Genomic DNA, 20,892 nt, shown 5'->3' with positions numbered 1-20,892 from the left:
TAAGTTTTAACTTATTTCTGTGGTAAAATCTCTAAATGAAAGAAGGTGGTGTTGTGAAGTGTAATTTAGGGTTGAAAAAGTGTCCTAAGGATTCTTTAGGAACATTGAAGTGTTTTCCAAAGGTGAGGAGACCATTTGGAATAGTGATATTTGGAGCTTCTGGAGATTTGACTAAGAGAAAACTAGTTCCTGCACTGCATCGACTCTTCGAAGCCGAAATTTTCCCCGATGAATTCTTCCTGCTCGGATCTGCCAGAACTCAAATGAGTGAGGAAAATTTCAGGGAAAGGTTTGAGGTTCAACCAGAATTTTCCAAACGCTGCCATTACACAAGAGTAGACTATTCTGATCTTACCAGTTTTAAAACGCTGAAAAGAAAAGTTATGGAATTGAAGAAAAAAACGAACGCGGAAAGTGTCATTTATTATCTTGCAGTTCCGCCGGATCTTTACATTCCCATTTTGGAAAACATTTCAAAAGTTGGTTTAAATCATGAATGGGCGCGTATCGTTGTAGAAAAACCTTTTGGGAAGGACATGGACTCCGCTACAAAACTCGAGGAAACACTACAGAGAACGTTCAAAGAGCATCAAATATTCAGAATAGACCATTATCTCGGGAAAGAAACCGTTCAAAACATATTGGTGTTTAGATTTGCAAATTTCATATTTGAAGAGGTTTGGAACAACAAATTTATAGATCACGTTCAGATCACCATAGCGGAAGATATCGGAGTGGAACACAGAGCAGGTTACTTTGAAAACACAGGTCTTCTGAGGGACATTTTTCAAAATCATATGCTTCAAATTCTGGCGTTGGTAGCCATGGAGCCTCCTGCCTCTTTTGATGGGGAAAGTTTCCGAAACGAACGTGTGAAACTTTTCAAATCGATAAGACCATTTCCGTTAGAAAAACTCGAAGAGTGGATAGTTAGGGGACAATACGGAAGAGGAACGGTAAATGGTAAATTTGTACCCGCTTACAGAGAAGAATCAGGAGTGGCAAAGGATTCCACAGTGGAAACATTTGTAGCTATGAAACTTTTCATAGACAACTGGAGATGGAGTGGTGTTCCTTTCTACTTGAGGGCTGGAAAAAGGCTTCCCAAAAAAGTAACAGAAGTGGCTGTGATCTTCAAAAAAATCCCGCATTCTATCTTTCCCGAAGTTCCTTCAGAAGAAATAGAACCGAATGCAATCGTGTTTACCATTCAACCCGATGAGAGCATAGCTTTAGAATTTCAAGTGAAGAGACCTTGTCCTGGAATGTACTCACAATTGCTCAGCATGAACTTCAAATACGAAGATTTTTTTGGAGTAAAGTTACCAGAAGCCTACGAAAGACTACTTCTTGATGTGATATTGGGGGATCCGACGCTCTTTATGAGAAAAGATGATTTGGAAGTATCCTGGAAACTTTTGGACCCCGTATTGAAAACATGGGAAAATAATCCAGAGCGTTTTTCTCCGCACATTTATCCTGCAGGGACATGGGGGCCAAAGGCAGCCGATGAATTGATAGAGAGGGATGGAAGAAAATGGCGAAAACCGTAATATACATTCTCGAAGAGAATTTCGTGGATTTCGTCACAGAAAAAATTGTAGGGAAGATGAAAGAACTTTTGAGAGAAAAAGAGAAAATATTCGTGGTTCTTGCAGGCGGGAATACTCCCATACCAGTCTATGAAAAACTCGGAGAATCGAATCTTCCTTGGGAAAAAATACACTTTTTTCTGAGTGATGAAAGGTACGTGCCTTTGCTCTCTGAACACAGTAATTTTAGGAACATAGAAGAATCGTTCTTCAAAAGGATAGACATTCCCAAAAGTAACATTCACTTTGTCGAAACATCTCTCCCTATTGAAAAAGCGTGCAAAAGGTACGAGGAAGAAATAAAACGAATTACATTTCGATTTGATATGTCAATTCTGGGAATGGGACCAGATGGACATGTCGCATCGATTTTTGACTTGGAAACGGGTAGAAAAAATAAATGGGTGGTTCCTGTGCCCGCGCAAGGGAATCCGAATGTGCCCAGAATCACCATGACTTTCACCCCACTGAACACATCGCAGTACGTCTTTTTCATCATAAGAGGATCAGAGAAAAGAAGAAGACTGGTAGATATACTGAATGGCAAAAAGTTTCCTGCAAGTTTCGTAAAAGGTCAATTGAAAACAGTGTGGTTTCTCAACGCCAGTTGATTGTTTGACACATTGCAGTCGATTTCAAGATTCTCTAACTAAACACTTTTTTCTATGACATCAATAATCTTTTCGGAAGCGTTTCCGTCGCCGTATACACCAGTTGGATATTCAACTTCATAATCATCTATCGTCACTTCGAAAAGATTTTCCTCGTTGGCCAATCTGTTCCATCCTAGTTCGATTAGTTCTCTCCAACCTGTGTCCGGCATAACAACAATTGCCTTTTTTCCCGCATAATAAGCTTCTTTTTGTAATCCGCCACTGTCCGTGATAACTCTCCAGCATTTCTTTAAAAGCCCCATCAAGTTTAAATAATCCACAGGATCTATTATCTCCATTCTTTCAAGAAATCTCTCAAATCCGAACTCTTTTATTCTTTTCTTTGTTCTGGGGTGAATAGGAAAGACGATTTTCTTAATTTTTGTTAACCTTTCCAACTGAAGAAGGATTTTCTTCAGCTTCTTCGGATTATCCACATTAAAATCTCTGTGAAGAGTAACGAGAATGAATCCGTTTTCTTCTAGATTCAACTTTTTGAACGTTTCATACTTGAACATATTCTCCATTTTCAGAAAGAGATCGTACATCACATCTCCCACGAAATAAACACCGGATTCTATACCTTCCTTTTTCAAATTTTCAACAGCGAGACGACTGGGACAGAAAAGAAGTTGAGAAACATGATCTGTAACAACTCTGTTTATTTCTTCTGGCATGCTCTTTGGGTGTTGTCTGATACCAGCCTCTACATGAGCAACGGGAATTTTCAATTTCGCGGCAACGATGGCACCGGCAAGTGTTGTGTTTGTATCACCATAAACTAGAACAAGATCAGGCTTTTCCATTGTGAGAATTCTTTCAAACCTTATCATGATCTTTCCAGTCATTTCTCCATGTGTTCCAGATCCAACGTTGAGATTGTATGTGGGTTTTCTTATTTCAAGAATCTCAAAAAACACGTCAGACATGTTGTAATCGTAATGTTGACCAGAATGAACCAAAATTTCTTCTATACCTCTTTCTTTGAATTTTTTGTGAAGTATTGCTTCCTTTATGATTTGAGGTCTAGCTCCTACGAGCGAAACAACTTTCATTTAATCACCTCTCTAACACGGTATGCGTAAACTGAAGAAATGATACTGAAAATTATCATAGCACACTATAATGTTTCAAAAGAATTGGGAATTTTTCCTAAGATGCAGATCAGAGATGATTAGGAATTTGAACCTTATGCTTTTGTATGGTATTATTATTGGAAAAAGATGCACGGAGTTGGTCAGTGTGATTTCTGAAAAAGTCTTCAAACCGATGTTCAAATTGTTTAAACGCCGAACCGGTATTCTCACCTTTATTGGAATGATAATTCTGATGTTCTACATTTTTCTGGCGATTTTCGCTCCTGTCTTGGCACCTTACGATCCCACCGTTCGAGTGGGTAGATCTTTGCAACCACCCTCAGAGAAATATGTGTTTGGAACAGATAATCTTGGGCGAGATATCCTCAGCAGAGTTATATACGGCTCTAGAATTGCTTTGATGGTAGCATTCTTTGCTGTTCTCATAGCATCTGCTGTTGGAATACCCCTTGGTCTTTTCTCCGGCTACATTGGAGGAATTTTTGATCGTGTACTGACGTTGATCATGGACGCTGTATATTCTTTCCCTGGCCTGATCCTTGCGATAGCAGTTGCTGCTGTTCTCGGGCCTGGGATAATGAACATAGCGATTTCAATAGCGGTTGTTTACGCTCCTACTTACTTCAAAGTTGTGAGGAATCAGGTTGCAAGTGTGAAAAGTGAACTTTACGTGGAGGCTGCCAGGGCGTTGGGAGCCAGAGATTGGGAGATACTTCTGAAGTACGTTCTTCCAAACGTGCTCCCTTCCGTTGTAGTTGTTCTATCCATGAATCTTGCAGACGCAATCATGACGGAGGCGGGGCTCAGTTTTCTCGGACTTGGAATAGCTCCTCCCACCCCAGATTGGGGATTTGACTTGAGTAACGGTCAGAGATTCATATTGAGCAAAGCATGGTGGGGAGTTCTTTTCCCTGGCCTTGCCATCGTAACGGCCGTTCTTGGATTTTCTATGTTCAGCGAAGGATTGAGTGAAATCATCAATCCAAATGTTGGGGAGAGAAGTAAATGAAAGTATTGGAACTTGAGGATGTCAATGTGACGTATAGAACGGAAAATAGTTTTGTGAAAGCCGTTGAAAATGTATCTTTCTATTTGGAAAAGGGAGAAACCCTTGGTTTGGTAGGTGAATCTGGATGCGGAAAATCCACCCTCGGCTTTTCCATCATGCGACTTCTCCCAAAAGGGACGATTGTGGAAGGAAGCATAAAGGTGGACGGGAAAGATATTCTCTCGCTTTCAGAAGATAGAATGCGTCAAATCAGAGGTTCGAAAGTTTCGATGATCTTCCAGGATCCTATGACCTCCCTCAACCCGATTCTAAAGGTAGAAGATCACTTCGTAGAAATGATTCTCGCGCATCGATCTGATATCAGCAGAGAAGAAGCTCGAGAACTTGCAGCAAAAGCCTTAGAGGATGTCGGTATAAATAAGAACAGGCTGAAAGACTATCCATTTCAGTTCAGTGGGGGAATGAGGCAGAGAGTGATGATAGCCTTGTCTATTGTGTTGAATCCCGATGTGCTTATAGCGGATGAACCCACGACTTCTTTGGACGTAATAGTTCAAGCGCAGATAATGAATCTTTTAGAAAAACTTTCGAAAGAACACAACACTGCCATGGTTTTGATAACGCACGATATGGGACTAGTAGCGGAAGCGGCAGATAGAGTGGGAGTAATGTATGCGGGTCATTTGGTAGAATTGGCAACTAAGGAAAGAATTTTCATGGAGCCTCTTCATCCTTACACTGTTGGACTTTTAGAATCCATACCGAACACAAACATTACTGACAGAGATCTAAAGTACATACCCGGCTCTCCACCGGATCTTTCAAGACCACCAAAAGGGTGTAGATTTGCTCCAAGATGTCAGAAAGCAAAGAAAATTTGTTGGGAAAAGGTTCCTCCTGATTTTGTGGTTGACGGTACACGTGTGAAATGTTGGCTTTATGGAGGAGATCCCGATGACCTTAATTGAAGTGAGAAACTTGAAAAAATATTTTCCCGTAAAACAAGGACTCGTAGATGTGATGTTGAGAAAGCCAAAAAAGTTCGTGAAAGCTGTTGATGGGATAAGTTTTCAAATCGAGAGAGGAAAAAGTCTAGGACTCGTTGGAGAATCTGGTTCTGGGAAAACAACAACTGGGAGAGTGATATTAAGGCTCGAGGAGCCAACATCCGGTAGTGTCATATTCGGTGGAAAAGACATAACAAACCTTTCGAAAGAGGCATTGAGAAAACTGAGGAAGGATATGCAAATTATTTTCCAAGATCCAATGGCTTCTTTGAATCCTTATATGAGAGTAGGAAAGGCGATAGAACACGCTCTTGAAATACACAAAATAGGAGATAAACCCTCCAGAAGAGAAATGGTTCTTGAAATGTTGAGAAGAGTTAATCTAGAACCAGCTGAGGATTTCTATAGAAGATATCCAAAAGAGCTCTCTGGAGGTCAGAGGCAAAGGGTAGTTATAGCTCGAGCTTTGATTTTGAAGCCTCAATTCGTGGTTGCAGATGAAGCCGTTGCCATGCTTGATGTCTCCGTAAGATCCCAACTCCTGAAGCTACTTCAGGAGCTTCGAAAAGAGTTCAATCTTACAATGTTGTTCATCACACACGATCTTGCAACTACGAAGTACATATGTGACGAAATAGCGGTCATGTATCTAGGAAAAATTGTGGAAATTGGTGATTTTGAAGATATTTACTTGAATCCTAAACATCCTTACACACAAGCGTTGATCTCAGCTGTTCCCGAACCTACACTCACAAAAAAGAAGAAGTTCATACCTGAAGGGGAAACGCCCAATCCAATAGAGGTACCATCGGGCTGCAGATTTCATCCCAGATGTCCCTTTAAGGTGGATATCTGCGAGAAAGAAGAACCGCAACTCCGGACTTTAGAAAAGAACCATAAGGTGGCATGTCACCTTTATAACTGAAGGGAGGTAGTGGGTATGAAAAGGTTTGTATGGTTGTTTCTGATCTTGGCGGTAACTCTGTCTTTTGCAGCTAGAGACGTCATCGTAGTGGGAACTACGGATAAAATCAGAACTCTGGATCCAGCAAATTGTTACGATTACTTCTCTTCGAACATTCTCCAAAATGTCATGGTCGGTCTTGTCGACTACGAGATCGGCACCAGTAATTTGAAACCTGTTCTAGCAAAAAGATGGGAAGTGAACGAGACAGGTACCGTTTACACATTCTACCTCAGGAAAGACGCCAAGTTTGAGGATGGAACACCCATCGATGCTCATGTGTTCAAGTACTCCTTTGATAGGGTTATCAGGCTCAACGGAGATCCCGCTTTCTTGCTTTCGGACATAATCGAAAAAACAGAGGTGGTCGACGATTATACGTTCCGTGTTACATTGAAATATCCTTTCTCTGCTTTCGTTTCTGTCCTTGGATACACCGTTGCGTATCCTGTTAATCCCAAAGTCTATCCCGTGGACTCTTTCTATGAAGGAATCCCTTCTGCTTCTGGGCCGTACAGGATCAAGGAATGGATCAGGGACGTAAGGATAGTTTTAGAGGAGAATCCAAACTATTTTGGAGAAAAACCGAAAACCAAAAGGATTGTCATAAATTTCTATGAAAGTGCTTCTACGCTCAGATTGGCGCTTGAGACGGGAGAAGTAGATGTCGCTTATAGGCATCTCGACCCAAGGGACATCATAGATCTTGAAGGGCGTGAAGATATCGTTGTTTACAAAGGAAACAGTCCACAAATTAGATATTTGGTAATAAACGTAACCCAGCCACCTTTTGACAACGCGAATGTGCGACAAGCCCTTGCTTATGCGGTAAACAGATCTGTGATCGTAGAAGACGTGTTTGCAGGACTTGCAAAACCGCTCTACTCCATGATACCTGAAGGTATGTGGGGTCACAAATCGGTGTTCCCAGAAAGAGATTTGCAAAAAGCAAAGTCGCTTCTCAAAGAAGTAGGTTACGATGAAAACAACCCTCTCGTTATCGATTTGTGGTACACGCCAACGCACTATGGAACAACGGAAGCAGATGTTGCTCAAGTATTGAAAGAAGCCTTCGAAGAGACAGGTGTCATAAAAGTGAACTTGAAGTACGCTGAGTGGTCAACCTATGTTGAATATTTCTTAAACGGTACGATGGGTTTGTTCTTATTGGGATGGTATCCCGACTATCTTGATCCAGATGATTACGTGTGGCCATTTTTGAGTGAAAGCGGGGCAAAATCTTTGGGTAGTTTTTACGCGAATCCTGAGGTGGAAAAACTCATGATCGAGGCGAGAAAACTCACTGATCAAGAGAAGAGAGCAGAAATCTATTATAAAGTTCAGGAGATTCTTGCCCAGGATGTACCGTACATTCCACTTTGGCAGGGTGTTGCAACCTGTGCTGCTAAAAAACAAGTGAAGGGAATACTGCTCGAACCTACGCAGATTTTTAGATACTACATTCTCTATTGGGAAGAATGATTTCCCGCCGTCCCCTTAAGGGGGACGGCTTTTGGAGGTGCCAGGATGTCGCTGAAGAATTATGTGATAACACGAATCGTGCTCGCGATACCGATGATTTTCATCTTGCTCGCTCTTATTTTTTTGGTACTCAGGATCATACCAGGAGATCCTGTACTCGCTATATTGGGTGGTAAAGCTCCCAAAGAGGTGATAGAACAAAAGCGACACGAACTCGGTTTGGACAAACCCATAATTGTTCAGTTTTTCGATTACATCGGAGATCTTCTGAAGGGAGATTTGGGGAAATCCACTTTGACTGGAAGACCCGTTTGGGATGAGATAAAAGAAAGATTTCCAGCGACGTTGGAATTGACACTTTTTTCTTTCGTGATAGCTGTTCTTGTGGGAATTTTTTGGGGTAGTTTTGCTGCTTACAAAAGGGACAGTGGAATAGATATAGGTGCTCGCATGTTTTCAATGGTGATGTACGCTGTTCCCGTATTTTGGTTTGGTTTGATGATGCAGTATATTTTCGGAATAGTTCTGAGATGGCTTCCTGTGGGAGGTAGAATATCTCCTACTGTTAACTTGAAAGTGATCACCGGTGTTTTCTTGATAGACTCTCTTTTCACAGGCAATTGGAAAGCTTTGAAGGATATTCTCGAGCATTTGATTCTTCCTGGTCTCACTTTGGGTTTAGTTATATCGAGTGTGTTTGTTAGAATGGTGAGAAATAACACCGTTCTAACTCTAGGGCAGGACTTTGTTAAAGCTGCACGTGCTCGAGGTTTGAAAGAGAGAGTAGTTCTTTTCAGATACGCTCTAAAGAATGCTTTAGTACCTATTTTTACGATGATGGGGCTTCAATTTGCTCTGCTTCTGGGTGGAGCTGTCCTCACCGAAACCACCTTTTCTTGGCCTGGATTGGGGAGCTATCTCGTTATGAAGATCAGATACAGGGATTTTCCAGCTATTCAAGGAACGGTCGTGTTCTTTGCTTTGATTGTTGTGGTGATAAGCATCTTGGTTGATGTGATAAACGCTCTCATAGATCCTAGAGTTAGATATTAAAGGAGCGGGGAACCTCCCCGCTTAAAGACGTTTCTCAAGATTTTTCTTCACTTCTGCTATGAATTCCTCTAGAGTTACGTACTTGCCGATCGGAGGTTCCGTAAAAGGTTGCAAATCTTTTGTGATAACGCCAGATTCTATCGTGTTTATGACAGCCTTTTCGAGATTTTCAGCAAATTCACACACCTTCGGGGTACCGTCCAATTCTCCTCTCTTTCTTATCGCTCCTGTCCAAGCAAATATGGAGGCCGTTGGGTTAGTGGATGTTTTCTCACCTTTTAGATACCTGTAGTAATGCCTCCTAACCGTGCCATGCGCTGCTTCGAATTCGTAGACACCGTCTGGTGACACTAGAACGGAGGTCATGAGGCCCAAACTTCCAAAGCCGGAAGCGATCATATCTGACATGATATCTCCTTCATAGTTCATACACGCCCAAAGCATACCGCCTTCACTTCTCAAAATTTGAGCGGCTGCATCATCGATGAGCATGTATCTATAGCTCACACCTGCCTTTTCAAGATCTTCCCTTCGCTTGTTCACCTCTTCCTGGAAAATATCTTTGAAGTAAGCATGGTAAATTTTGGAAATAGTATCTTTCGTTGAGAACCAAATATCTACTTTCTCAGAAATAGCATAATTTATACAAGATTGCGCAAAACTTCTGATAGATTTTTCTAAATTGTGCATCGCCAGCACAACACCGTTACCTTCGAATTTGTGAACAAGAAGGACTTTGTTTTCCGTGTTTTTCACCACAAGTTCGACTTCAGCGGGACCTTCTACTTTCGCTTCAACTGCGTTGTAAATATCACCATAGGCATGCCTGCCAATGATTATGGGTTTTTTCCATCTTTTTACAAGAGGAGGGACGTTCTTAACCATAATAGGTTTTCTGAAGACAGTTCCATCAAGGTATGCTCTGATCGTGGCGTTGGGACTCTTCCATGCTTTTTTAAGATTGTATTCTTTTACTCTTTCAGCATCTGGGGTAATTGTGGCACATTTCACGCCTACACGATATTCCTTTATAGCTTCTGCTGCTTCGATTGTTATCTGATCGTCTGTTTCATCTCTCTTTTTTATCCCCAGATCGAAATAGACAAGAGGAATATCGAGATAGGGAAAAATGAGCTGTTCCTTAATCATTTTCCACATAACACGAGCCATTTCGTCTCCATCGAGTTCGACGATCGGGTTTTTAACTTTGATTTTTTCCACACTGTTTACCTCCTTTTCGGCGACATTTTCTAGTACAAATGATACCAGATGTACAAAGTCGTTAGGAGGATTTTAATCTACAATCAACAGAACCCTTATTGCACCTTTATTTTTCAATTCGTCTGCTACCTGTGGATCTTCTGTTATGTATATTTTGTCAAGTTCAACTTCTTCGGGAACCTTCTCTATCCTCAATGCGTTTTCGTCTTTCTCTAGAACGAAATCTGCGTCGGATCTTGATATTTCGATTATCATCGGAACACCTTTGAACGGATCCTCTTTCTTTATATATGTTTCGAAATCTTCTTGTAACTCCTGGGCTACATATTTCAGTATCTTTATGAAAAGATCCTTTTCCACGTATCCAGGAAGATAACCGAGCCCTTTCTTTCCATCGAAGAAAAAGAACGTGGGAGTTCCTCTCACACCAAATCCCTGAAAAAGCTCTCTGTATGTGACAGAATCTTCTCCCAAAACTTCTTTTGCAAATACGATCGATTTCTCGTTTGTAGCATACAGTTCAACGAAAACAAAATTCGGTATCAAAATTTTTTGAAAGTCTTCTTTGGGATATACCTCTTTTTTGAAGAGATTACAATAGTAACAAGTTGGGCTCGAGAACATGATTACCAACTTTCTGTGCGTTATATTTGCCAGTTTGTAAGCTTCATCGAGACTGATAGCCGAAGATAGGACACTCAGAAGAACCAAACTAAAAATTAAGATTTTTCTCATAATTCCTCCTCCTGTCAATACGTAATGAATTTGCCGGTCAAGACAAGTATACCTACCAATATGAGAGAGAATGAACCGACGATTTTCAAGAATTTCATCCACTTTGGTTTCTTGAAACTCATTTGATTGAGAAGCTTTCTCACAACTCCCCCGGTCAGAATGAACGGTATCGATATTCCGAGAGAGTACAAGAAAAGAAGAATTCCTCCCTTCAATGGTTCTCTACCACTCGCTACGATTGCAAGAATGCTTCCTAAAATGGGACTAGAACATGGAATCCAAACTAGTCCTACACTTCCCCCGAGAAGAAATCCATTTATGAATCCTCCGCCTTTGAATTTCCAAACGTTGGGACCCCTTTTCATTTTCACAATTTCGACATCGAATAGATAAAGTAATCCGAATGTCAAGAGAGCCGTCCCAGAGATCCAAGTCAGTACGTAGGAGGGTACAAAATTCCCGAAAATTCCAAAAACAACCCCCATTAAGGAAAAAAGCGCAGAAATACCAACAAAAAATCCTAAGATCTTCATCAAATCGCCCTTTGTGGCAAATAAAACTCCCAGAAAGGCGGGAATCAGTGGTAATACGCAAGGACTAAAAAAAGCAAGCAGACCGTATCCCAAAGCCATCAAATAACTCACTTTTACAACGGCAAAACTCATGGGTTTCCTCCTTTTTCGACCAAAAAAGTCTAAAATAATTATATCACAACTTCCCCCCTCTTTAGAAGGAAAACCTTCAGTTTGTGTGGAAATAAAGAAGCTTTGCACCTGTTTCCTCTAACGAATTTACGAATTTTTCGTGATCGATGTTTTCAACTCTGAGTGTTGCAAGATAAGAATCCTTACCTTCTTCGAAGAGAGTGGCAATTGAAATAATATTTCCGCCCGCTTCGTAAATTCTCTTTGTAACTTCGAGAAGCTCTCCTGGTTTGTCGGGCATTTCCATGGTGTACCTGATCGTTCCTTCTCTCTTTGTACCGAATATTTCTACAAAGACTTTGAATATATCGGTTTGAGTGATTATTCCCACGAGATGTCCCATATCGTTAAGAACTGGGAGTCCACTTATATCGTTCTCCTCCATGATTCTTGCAGCGTCTTCAACGGGGGTGTTCTCGTTTACCGTAATCACGTTCTTTGTCATGATTTCTTCTATTTTCAGCTTGGACAGAAGATAATGGAGTTCCCACACGTTGAGAGTGGTGGCTTTGGATGGAGAAGCATAGAGAAGATCTTTTTCGGTCACTATCCCTACTATTTTTTCATCTTTCATAACGATGAGACGTTTTATCTTGTTCTGTTTCATGAGTTTAAGTGCTTCGGAAAAGGATGTTTCGGGTGCGATAGTGATAGGATTTTTCGTCATAAAGTCTTTGACCAACATACAATTCCCCCCTTATGCAACTCCCAAATATGCTCTTTTAACCATTTCATTATTCAAAAGATCTTTCGCTTCTCCTTCAAGAACAATCTTTCCCGTCTCAAGCACATATCCATAGTGAGCTATTTTAAGAGCACCGAGGGCATTTTGTTCCACAAGGAGAATGGTGGTTCCCTCTTGATTTATCTTCTGGATCACTTCAAAAACTTCTGAAACCAATATAGGAGCAAGACCAAGTGATGGTTCGTCCATCATGAGAAGACGAGGCCTGCTCATCAAAGCCCTTCCTATGGCGAGCATCTGTTGTTCTCCGCCTGAAAGAGTTCCTCCAAGTTGTTTCAGTCTTTCTTTCAACCTTGGAAAAAGTGAAAATATCCATTCTAGATCTCTTTTTATTCCTTCTTTGTCTTTTCTGGTGTATGCCCCCATCATCAAATTTTCATAAACGGTGAGCCCAGGAAAGATTCTTCTACCTTCCGGAACGAGAGCTATCCCGAGCTTGTTTATCACGTGCGGTGGTTTATTTGTAATATCTTGACCATTGAAGAAAATCTTTCCCCTCTGCGATCGAACTAATCCTGCTATAGAAGAAAGTGTGGTAGTTTTTCCCGCACCGTTTGCACCGATGAGTGTGACTATCTTTCCCTTTGGGACTTCCAAATTTATTCCCTTCAGAGCGTGAATCGCTCCGTAATAAACGTGCAAAGATTTTACCTCGAGAACGAGGTCAGACACTCTCCCACTCCCTTCCAAGGTAAGCCTCTATCACCTTGGGATCATTTTGAACGTCTTTGGGTGTTCCTTCCGATATGATCCTACCATAGTCCATCACAATGATTCGCTCACAGATACCCATTACTACTTTCATATCGTGTTCTATCAGAAACACCGTCAGGTTGAAATCCTTTCTAATTTGTTTTATGAACTCCATCAAATCTTCCGTTTCTCTCGGGTTCATACCTGCAGCGGGTTCATCCAAGAGAATCAATTTTGGATTTGTGGCAAGGGCCCTGGCTATTTCCAATTTTCTTTGATCTCCGTACGGAAGAGAAGAAGCCTTTTCAAACATTACTTTTTCCAACCCTACCCTCTTCAAGAGATCTTTTGCTCTCTCTAACATCTCTTTTTCTTTCTTCATGTATCCTATCTTGATGACCGCTTTCCAAAACCAGAATCTGCCTTCTCCTTTTCTCGGCTTTTCATGCTTCATGAGTATTCTGTCCGCATCAGGGTTTGAGAGAACATGGTGTTGAGCTACAAGTACATTTTCTAAAACTGTCATATCAGAGAACAATCTAATATTTTGAAAGGTTCTGGCTATTCCAAGATGTGTTATTTGATATGGTTTCAAACCGGTTATGTCTATTCCATCGAAGATTATTCTTCCTTTCGTGGGACTGTAAATTCCCGTTATCACGTTGAAGACTGTGGTCTTTCCTGCTCCGTTCGGACCTATGAGACCAACGAGTTCCCCTTCTCTTATCTCGTTTGTGAAGTCATCGACTGCCACGAGTCCTCCAAACTGCATTGTTACGTGATCCAATACGAGAAGCGGTCTCTTCGAAAGGTCAGTTATCGTCATTCTTTATCACCACCTTTGCGGCGGGCGAAAATCCATTTATAGAGGTTGTTCCATGTCAATTCTTCTCTTCCCATTATTCCCCTTTGCCAAAAGATCATAACAAGAATGAATATAGCAGATATCACCAAAATTCTCATTCCCTTTATACCTGGGACGTGGATCCCGAAGAATGTAAAAGGTTCTTCCAAATCTCTTAGCCATTCAAAGAGTATCGCAAAGAGTGCAGCTCCTATAAGTGATCCCGAAATGCTTCCCAGCCCTCCAAGAACGATCATGATGAGAACGTAGAAAGTGAGCATAGGTCCAAGTGTTGTTATTCTAGGATCTATTGTGGTAAGCCAATGAGCATACAGTGATCCCGAAACTCCCGCAAAAAATGCTCCGATGACAAAGGAAAGGAGCTGATGTTTGAAGACGTTTATCCCCATCATCTCAGCGGCAATCCTATCTTCCCTTATAGCTTTCAAAGCCCTACCATAGCTGCTGTTTACGAGACTCGCAACGAACAAAACGGTGACAAACAACCATCCATAACACCACCAGATATTCGAGTATTCCGGTATGCCTTTTAAGCCTAAAGGCCCGTTGGTGATACTTATGGCGTTCAATGCCACAATTCTTATTACTTCTGCGAATCCAAGAGACGCTATTGCCAAATAATCTCCTGAAAGTCTCAACACTGGCCATCCTATCAAGAATGCAAAAATGGCTGCCACAACTCCTCCTGTGATCGTAGCCGTCAGAAAATCAGTGTGCACGTTTGCAAGCCATGGTACAATAGGTTCTATTATAAAAGACATAGATTTTTGTTCCGGTGAAAGGGTAAGCAGAGAGGCAGTGTATGCACCTATCAAAATGAATCCCGCGTGACCAAGAGAGAAAATTCCCGTGATTCCATTGATTAGGTTCAAACTCACCGCCATGATTCCATATATTGCAATGAGTCTTACCACTCTGAGCTTGTAACTGTCCATATATTCATTGGCAAGATAGAGAAGGATTACCATGAAAAGGATGAAAATTATCGTGAGAGTGAGACTTGCGCGTTTTGACAATCTCTTCTCCATCTTTATCACACCTTCTCCGTGATTTTTTTACCGAGAAGTCCAGAAGGTTTGACGAGGAGTATTATTATGAGTACAATGAAGGCAAAAGCGTCTCTGTATCCCATGAAAGAAGGAAAGTATGCAGCAAGGAAAATTTCGATCAATCCAAGTAAAACACCCCCGAGCACAGCACCAGGAATTGAACCTATTCCACCGAAAACTGCCGCTATGAAGGCTTTGAGTCCTGGCATGAAACCCATGTAAGGATGCACATTAGGAAATCTCATCGCCCACATGATTCCGCTCGCAGCTGCGAGTGCTGACCCGAGTGCAAAGGTGAAACCGATAACCGCATCCACATTCACACCCATGAGCGCTGTTGTTGGAATGTCCATCGAAATCGCCCTCATAGCCATTCCTATCTTCGTTTTATAGACGATGAAAAACAAAATCACCAATATGGCTGCGGTGATAAAAATTACAAGGAAGGTGAGGAGAGGAATTCGAGCACCAGCAACAATCAACACCTTGTTCAATATTGTTCTGTCTCTGAAAACGTTGAGGAAGGATTTCGGTATGGCACCGAAAATCACCACAGCGAGACTTTCCAGGAAGAAAGAAACACCGATTGCAGTTATCAAAGCAGAAATTCTGGGGGCGTTTCTCAAAGGCTTGTACGCGATTCTATCAATTAAGAAGCCAAGCAACGCTGCTCCGAGAATCGCTACTATCGCGGAAAAAAACGGACTCAACGAAAGAAGGGTAGCCGCATAAAAAGCGAAATACACTCCCATCATCATTACGTCACCGTGAGCAAAATTTATTAGTCTCAAGATACCGTAGACCATGGTGTATCCAATAGCGATCAATGCATACAATCCACCGAGCATTATCCCGTTGAAAAGATTTTGAAGAAAGAATACCACCTTTTCACCTTCCCTTCTTCAACTAAACGAAGCGAAGCCCCAGACCGGGGCCTCGCCTAATATAAGTTCAAATCCTTAGTTCACTCAATATCAGATGGGTTTATAACGGCTTCGAAATCGAACGCTCCATTTTTTACAACATTCACAACGACGGATTTGATAGCGTTCCCATTCTCATCAATATTGATGATACCGGTTGCACCTTCGAAATTTCTAGTTTTCCTGATTTCCTCTGCTATTTTCTCCGTATCAAAGCTCCCTGCTCTTTCTATTGCATCGAGGAGGACCATGTAAGCGTCGTATCCAAGCGCATTGAGAGCAGCAGGATCTTTGCCATATTTTTCTCTGTAAACCTCGACGAATTTCTGAGCAACAGGATTGCTCGCCGCTTTTGGATGATAATGAGTAGTGAAGAGAAGACCTTCTACAGCTTCTCCTCCGATTTCTATAAGTTCTGGAGCATCCGCTCCATCACCAGCAAGTATGTATCCAGTAAAGCCAAGTTGCCTTGCTTGCCTTGCGATCAAGGCTATCTCAGGATAGTAACCTGTTACATAAATGGCATCTGGATTGAAAGCCATTGCAACAGAAAGTTGAGCTGAGAAATCTTGATCTCCACTCTTGAAGTATACTCTTTTCACTTGCCCACCGAGAGCGGTGAATTTGTTTATGAAGAAGTTCGTAAGACCAACACTATAGTCTTGTTCGACATCGGTAAACACTACGACTCTTTTGACGCCAAGATTCTTGTATGCAAAGACGGCCATTGCAGCTCCTTGGAACGGATCGATGAAACAGACTCTAGAAACAAATTTTCTTCCTTGTGTTACAAGCGGATTTGTGGAGGCAGGTGAAATCATGGGCACTTTGTTCTCCTCAGCGAGTGGCGCTATAGCGAGAGAATGTGCACTTGCGACTTCTCCAATTATTGCGAGCACTTTTTCTTTGTCTATAGCTCTCGCGGCTGCGTTTGCAGCTTCCGTCTTTTCGCTTCTTGTGTCGAGGAGAACCAGTTCAATTTTTTCACCAAGGACACTCGGCTTTTCTTCATGAGCTATCTGGATTCCTTCCCAAACCATTCTTCCAAACGCAGAAATACCTCCTGTCATAGGAAGAATAACCCCGATTTTGACGGCAGAGAAAAGACTTGCAACCACCAAAACAATCAGGAACATCGAAATGACCTTTTTCATGCTCTTTCCCTCCCCTCATAGAATATGGTCTTTTTAAAGTATTCTATTGCTTTGCTTCGTCTAAGTCAAGAAATCCTTTTGAATCTTAATTCAAACTTTTCTCTTGCTTAAATTTCTTGTTATTCATTTCTCTAAGAGCTTTGTGGAAAACTCTCATCAACTCCTTCCTTGGAAGATTTATTCTCTTTTTTGCATATTTTTCCTCAACGAATTTCTCTGTGAGGATTTTGAAATAGTAAAGGTCTCCTAACCTTACCGATTCATAAAGAGTCATCTGAGGGTCCCTTCTATTGTATGAATGTCCAAAAATGCGTTGTTTTTTCTTTTTTTCACTGGGATTTCTTCAAAATTTTTTAGTTGTTCTTCGTATGTTTTTCGAGATCTTTTCACCTCTAGAAAAACTCTTACGGCAGTGTAGAAAATGAATGTTCCCTCAACAATCATAACTGTCGTCAAAACCTATTTGCAGAGTCCCAAGAAGATTACTGAAGCAGAGGGAGAAGAATAGAGAACAGGTCCAAAGAGCAAAAATTTTGAAACATCGACCGAGTATTCTGTATTTTGAATGAATTATAGTATAATTCCGATGACGAGCCAAAAACAGGGGGTGTTTCCGTGTGAATCTAGAGAATAAGATTTCCAAGATAGGTAGGAACATGAAATCCTCCATCATTAGAGAGATTTTGAAGTTTGCGTCAGATGAAGAGGCAATTTCTTTTGGTGGGGGGGTACCGGATCCCGAAACTTTCCCAAGAAAAGAACTCGCAGAGATCGCAAAGGAAATCATAGAAAAGGAGTATCATTATACACTTCAATACTCTACAACAGAAGGAGATCCGTTGTTGAAACATCAAATTCTGAAACTCTTGGAGAGAATGTACGGAATTACAGGATTGGATGAGGACAACATAGTTTTCACCGTTGGTTCACAACAAGCATTAGATCTCATAGGGAAGATTTTCCTAGATGATGAAAGTTACTGTGTGTTGGATGATCCAGCGTATCTCGGAGCGATCAACGCCTTTAAACAATACCTTGCACATTTCATAGTTGTACCCCTTGAGGACGATGGTATGAATATCGATGTTTTAGAGAAGAAACTCTCTGAGTTGGACAGGAGAGGCAAGATCAAGCGAGTTAAATTCATATATGTTGTTTCTAATTTCCATAATCCTGCTGGTGTTACAACCTCTTTAGAAAAAAGGAAAGCGCTCGTTGAAATCGCGGAGAGGTACGATCTTTTTATCATAGAGGACGATCCTTACGGTGCCCTCAGATACGAAGGAGAAACGATCGATCCCATTTTCAAAATTGGTGGTCCAGAAAGGGTAGTTATGCTGAACACTTTCAGTAAAGTTCTCGCACCTGGTCTCAGAATTGGTATGGTGGTGGGGGATAAAGAATTCATCAAAAGAATCGTTCAAGCGAAACAGTCGGCTGATCTGTGTAGTCCAGCGATCACTCATCGTCTTGCAGCTCGTTACCTTGAGAGATATGATCTTTTTGAACATTTGAAACCCACTATAGAGATTTACAGAAGGAAAAGGAAAGTAATGCTCAAAGCCCTCGAAGAGAATTTCTCCGACATTCCTGGAGCAAAATGGGTTAAGTCTGAAGGAGGGCTTTTCGTTTGGTTGTCTCTTCCCGAAGGATTCGATACCTGGGAGATGTTCGAATATGCAAAAAAGAAGAAGATCTTCTACGTTCCTGGAAGAGTTTTCAAAGTGTACGATGAACCCAGTCCCTCTATGAGACTCTCTTTCTGCCTCCCACCCGACGAAAAGATCGTTGAAGGTGTGAAGAGACTGAGGGAAGTGGTTCTTGAGTACGGTAGAACAAAGAAGATTTTCTGAGGGGATGGTAGCATGTTTTTGGAAAGGTTGGTTGAAAAGGCACGGGGGAGGAATAAAAGACTCGCGGTTGCGGTAGCAAACGACGAGAATGTGATCCAGTCTGTTTTCAAAGCATGGAAAGAAAACGTCTGTGATCCCGTTCTTTTTGGCCCAAAAGAAGAGATTTTGAAAATCGTAAGAGAATTCACTCCCGAATGGATCGATCCGAACATCGTAGACTGCAAAGTAGAAACCGCTGGAAAATTCGCTGTGGAGGCTGTTTCCGAGGGTGAGTGTGATTTTCTGATGAAGGGTAAGATAAAAACGGGTGATCTTATGAAGATTTATTTGAAAGAGGAATACGGTCTTCGAACGGGGAAAACCATTTCCATGGTGAGTGTAATGGAAGTCCCGGATTTTGGAAGACCGCTCATTGTTTCCGATCCTGGAATGGTTATAAATCCAACTCTTGAACAAAAGATCGATATGATAGATCACTGTGTTCGTGTAGCAAGGGTTTTGGGAATAGAGACCCCGAAAGTAGCAATCGTAGGGGCCATAGAAGTGGTGAATCCTAAAATGCCTATCACTATGGAAGCGGCCGTTCTTTCGAAAATGAACCAAAGGGGACAGATAAAGGGCTGTATTGTCGATGGTCCTTTCGCTTTGGACAATGTAGTATCGAAAGAAGCGGCGCAGAAGAAAGGAATAGAAAGTCCCGTGGCGGGAACAGCGGACATATTGATTCTTCCGAATATAGAAGCTGCCAACATTTTTTATAAAGCTCTTGTGTTCTTAGCGAAAGCCAGATCGGCATCTACTATTCTCGGTGGAAGAGTTCCGGTTGTTCTTACTTCAAGAGCAGATTCGGAGGAGACCAAATACTATTCGATCGTTCTTTCTTCTTTGTTTGCTTAGAACACACATTTCTTCAAAACGTCGAGGAGAAGAAGATTTGAAAGAAAGCCGTATTTTTCATAATTCTTCTTGAACTCTTCCTCGGTGTTTTTACCACACACATCTACAATCGTTTTTATCGCGAGGAACTTTTTTTCGTTTTCATGGCACACTTTTGCAACAGCGGCAGAATCCATGTCTACACAGAGCGCGCCTGTTTTTTCCATTATCTCTTTTGCTCTTTCATCAGTAGTCACAAAAGAATCACCGCTAGCTATCAAACCTGTTTTAATCTCTCTGTTCGAATAGGCAATAATTTTGTCTTCTAGCTCCTCATTCCCTAAAATCTCGATACCTTTATCACCAAGAGCTGTTTCAAAGTCGTACTCCACGTAAGCATCACCTATCACCACATCTCCCACTTTTGTGCCCTCTAACCCCCCTGCATTTCCTGTCAGAAAAACAGCGTCTATGCTGAATTTGTCTAAAAAAGCTTGCGTGACGAGAGCCGCTTCTACCTTTCCAATGAAGCCGTAGCTCACAACCACCTCATTTCTACCGACAATTCCCCTTTGGTAATATCTTTTCAAGATTCTTCCCTTCTCGAGTACTTCCATCTCTTCCAGCATAGGTTCTACTTCTATTTTGAATACACCCAATACCAGTATCACATTTTCACCTCCGAACAAGAATGAGGGGCTTTTTGCCCCTCATTCTCTCTGTCCAAGATATCTGTCGAGCTGGAATATCAAAGAAATATGGCCACTTGCTTTTTTCAGGAGATCCAGAATCTCTCTTACCTGTTCTTCTTCCTCAACTTGTTCATCGACAAACCATTTGAGAAAACTCACGGTAGCGTGATCTTTCTCTTCCATGGCAAGTTCTAAAATGTCGTAAATAGACCTTGTAACAAATTCTTCGTGTTCCAAAGCAGCTTTAAAAGCTTCTTCTACACCTTCCCATTTTGATGGAGGTTTTTCTATGGTTTCAAGTTCCACTCTGCCTCCCCTGTCATAAATGTAACTGTAAAATTTCATAGCATGATTGAGCTCTTCCTGAGCCTGCTTTTTCATCCAGTGAGCGAATCCTTTGAAACCTTCCGCGTCGAAGTAGGTTGCCATGGAAAGATAAAGATAAGATGAGTAAATCTCCTTGTTCAATTGATTGTTGAGAGCTTTTCTGATCCTTTCCGAGATAACCATTTTTTCACCTCCTCT

General features: G+C 41.5%; 23 protein-coding genes. 9 read left to right on the top strand and 14 right to left on the bottom strand.

Translation table 11 applies throughout. From position 1 onward, the window contains the following. Positions 1–53: 53 nt before the first annotated feature. Positions 54–1,553, top strand: coding sequence for a glucose-6-phosphate dehydrogenase (zwf, locus tag AS005_RS00865; protein WP_101510406.1), 1,500 nt, complete (start codon positions 54–56; stop codon positions 1,551–1,553). Beyond that, positions 1,538–2,203, top strand: a complete 666-nt coding sequence (gene pgl, locus AS005_RS00860) for a 6-phosphogluconolactonase (protein ID WP_101509815.1) — start codon at positions 1,538–1,540, stop codon at positions 2,201–2,203. Before zwf ends, pgl begins: the two co-directional genes overlap by 16 nt. 38 nt (positions 2,204–2,241) lie before the next feature. Here the strand turns inward: pgl and wecB are convergent, their stop codons facing one another. Beyond that, complete coding sequence (wecB, locus tag AS005_RS00855) at positions 2,242–3,300, bottom strand: non-hydrolyzing UDP-N-acetylglucosamine 2-epimerase (protein ID WP_101509814.1); 1,059 nt, start codon at positions 3,298–3,300, stop codon at positions 2,242–2,244. A gap of 187 nt (positions 3,301–3,487) precedes the next feature. Here wecB and AS005_RS00850 point away from each other — a divergent pair, with 187 nt between their 5' ends. The 5 genes from AS005_RS00850 to AS005_RS00830 are packed head-to-tail and all read left to right on the top strand — an operon-like array spanning position 3,488 to position 8,857. Next, positions 3,488–4,351: an ABC transporter permease gene (locus AS005_RS00850; protein ID WP_199203788.1), complete on the top strand. Its 864-nt coding sequence runs from the start codon at positions 3,488–3,490 to the stop codon at positions 4,349–4,351. Beyond that, a complete protein-coding gene (locus AS005_RS00845) occupies positions 4,348–5,319 on the top strand; it encodes an ABC transporter ATP-binding protein (protein ID WP_101509812.1) in 972 nt (323 codons plus the stop codon). The genes AS005_RS00850 and AS005_RS00845 overlap by 4 nt, the downstream gene beginning before the upstream one ends. Next, positions 5,306–6,283, top strand: a complete 978-nt coding sequence (locus tag AS005_RS00840) for an ABC transporter ATP-binding protein (protein WP_101509811.1) — start codon at positions 5,306–5,308, stop codon at positions 6,281–6,283. The genes AS005_RS00845 and AS005_RS00840 overlap by 14 nt, the downstream gene beginning before the upstream one ends. A 15-nt stretch (positions 6,284–6,298) precedes the next feature. After that, on the top strand, positions 6,299–7,804 hold the full coding sequence (locus AS005_RS00835; protein WP_199203787.1) for an ABC transporter substrate-binding protein: 1,506 nt from the start codon (positions 6,299–6,301) through the stop codon (positions 7,802–7,804). Between the two features lie 45 nt (positions 7,805–7,849). After that, positions 7,850–8,857 (top strand): ABC transporter permease, encoded by a 1,008-nt coding sequence (locus tag AS005_RS00830; RefSeq protein WP_101509809.1) that lies wholly within the window; start codon positions 7,850–7,852, stop codon positions 8,855–8,857. A 21-nt stretch (positions 8,858–8,878) separates the two neighbouring features. Here the strand turns inward: AS005_RS00830 and AS005_RS00825 are convergent, their stop codons facing one another. The 11 genes from AS005_RS00825 to AS005_RS08795 form a co-directional block, all read right to left on the bottom strand. Then, positions 8,879–10,078, bottom strand: a complete 1,200-nt coding sequence (locus tag AS005_RS00825) for an NADP-dependent isocitrate dehydrogenase (protein WP_101509808.1) — start codon at positions 10,076–10,078, stop codon at positions 8,879–8,881. Between the two features lie 72 nt (positions 10,079–10,150). After that, positions 10,151–10,813 (bottom strand): thioredoxin fold domain-containing protein, encoded by a 663-nt coding sequence (locus tag AS005_RS00820; RefSeq protein WP_101509807.1) that lies wholly within the window; start codon positions 10,811–10,813, stop codon positions 10,151–10,153. Between the two features lie 14 nt (positions 10,814–10,827). Next, on the bottom strand, positions 10,828–11,478 hold the full coding sequence (locus AS005_RS00815) for a cytochrome c biogenesis CcdA family protein (RefSeq protein ID WP_101510405.1): 651 nt from the start codon (positions 11,476–11,478) through the stop codon (positions 10,828–10,830). Positions 11,479–11,554: 76 nt separating this feature from the next. Further along, positions 11,555–12,202 carry a CBS and ACT domain-containing protein gene (locus AS005_RS00810; protein WP_101509806.1) on the bottom strand — a complete coding sequence of 216 codons (648 nt, stop codon included), beginning with the start codon at positions 12,200–12,202 and terminating at the stop codon, positions 11,555–11,557. Positions 12,203–12,214: 12 nt separating this feature from the next. Then, the gene (locus AS005_RS00805) at positions 12,215–12,934 is read right to left on the bottom strand and encodes an ABC transporter ATP-binding protein (protein ID WP_101509805.1); all 720 of its coding nucleotides are present in this window, start codon (positions 12,932–12,934) and stop codon (positions 12,215–12,217) included. Continuing rightward, a complete protein-coding gene (locus AS005_RS00800) occupies positions 12,927–13,781 on the bottom strand; it encodes an ABC transporter ATP-binding protein (protein ID WP_101509804.1) in 855 nt (284 codons plus the stop codon). Before AS005_RS00800 ends, AS005_RS00805 begins: the two co-directional genes overlap by 8 nt. Next, positions 13,778–14,848, bottom strand: coding sequence for a branched-chain amino acid ABC transporter permease (locus tag AS005_RS00795; RefSeq protein WP_199203786.1), 1,071 nt, complete (start codon positions 14,846–14,848; stop codon positions 13,778–13,780). Before AS005_RS00795 ends, AS005_RS00800 begins: the two co-directional genes overlap by 4 nt. Positions 14,849–14,853: 5 nt before the next feature. Further along, a complete protein-coding gene (locus tag AS005_RS00790) occupies positions 14,854–15,753 on the bottom strand; it encodes a branched-chain amino acid ABC transporter permease (RefSeq protein WP_101509802.1) in 900 nt (299 codons plus the stop codon). An 80-nt stretch (positions 15,754–15,833) separates the two neighbouring features. Continuing rightward, a complete protein-coding gene (locus tag AS005_RS00785) occupies positions 15,834–16,946 on the bottom strand; it encodes an ABC transporter substrate-binding protein (protein WP_101509801.1) in 1,113 nt (370 codons plus the stop codon). A gap of 85 nt (positions 16,947–17,031) precedes the next feature. Then, positions 17,032–17,220: a hypothetical protein gene (locus AS005_RS00780; RefSeq protein WP_101509800.1), complete on the bottom strand. Its 189-nt coding sequence runs from the start codon at positions 17,218–17,220 to the stop codon at positions 17,032–17,034. Further along, entirely contained in the window at positions 17,217–17,402 is a 186-nt protein-coding gene (locus tag AS005_RS08795) for a hypothetical protein (RefSeq protein WP_158241058.1), read from the bottom strand. The genes AS005_RS00780 and AS005_RS08795 overlap by 4 nt, the downstream gene beginning before the upstream one ends. A 161-nt stretch (positions 17,403–17,563) precedes the next feature. Here AS005_RS08795 and AS005_RS00775 point away from each other — a divergent pair, with 161 nt between their 5' ends. Both AS005_RS00775 and AS005_RS00770 read left to right on the top strand, forming a co-directional pair. Continuing rightward, a complete protein-coding gene (locus AS005_RS00775) occupies positions 17,564–18,799 on the top strand; it encodes a PLP-dependent aminotransferase family protein (RefSeq protein WP_199203785.1) in 1,236 nt (411 codons plus the stop codon). Positions 18,800–18,811: 12 nt separating this feature from the next. Further along, complete coding sequence (locus AS005_RS00770) at positions 18,812–19,696, top strand: bifunctional enoyl-CoA hydratase/phosphate acetyltransferase (RefSeq protein WP_101509799.1); 885 nt, start codon at positions 18,812–18,814, stop codon at positions 19,694–19,696. Here AS005_RS00770 and mtnN read toward each other — a convergent pair. Both mtnN and AS005_RS00760 read right to left on the bottom strand, forming a co-directional pair. Beyond that, complete coding sequence (gene mtnN / locus AS005_RS00765; RefSeq protein WP_101509798.1) at positions 19,693–20,346, bottom strand: 5'-methylthioadenosine/S-adenosylhomocysteine nucleosidase; 654 nt, start codon at positions 20,344–20,346, stop codon at positions 19,693–19,695. The genes AS005_RS00770 and mtnN overlap by 4 nt on opposite strands. Positions 20,347–20,385: 39 nt before the next feature. Continuing rightward, positions 20,386–20,877 (bottom strand): ferritin, encoded by a 492-nt coding sequence (locus tag AS005_RS00760; RefSeq protein ID WP_101509797.1) that lies wholly within the window; start codon positions 20,875–20,877, stop codon positions 20,386–20,388. Positions 20,878–20,892 lie beyond the last annotated feature (15 nt).

The sequence above is a fragment of the Thermotoga sp. KOL6 genome (assembly GCF_002866025.1).
GTDB lineage: Bacteria > Thermotogota > Thermotogae > Thermotogales > Thermotogaceae > Thermotoga.
Note: the sequence above shows the minus strand (reverse complement) of the source record. Positions and strands in the feature narration are given on the sequence as shown.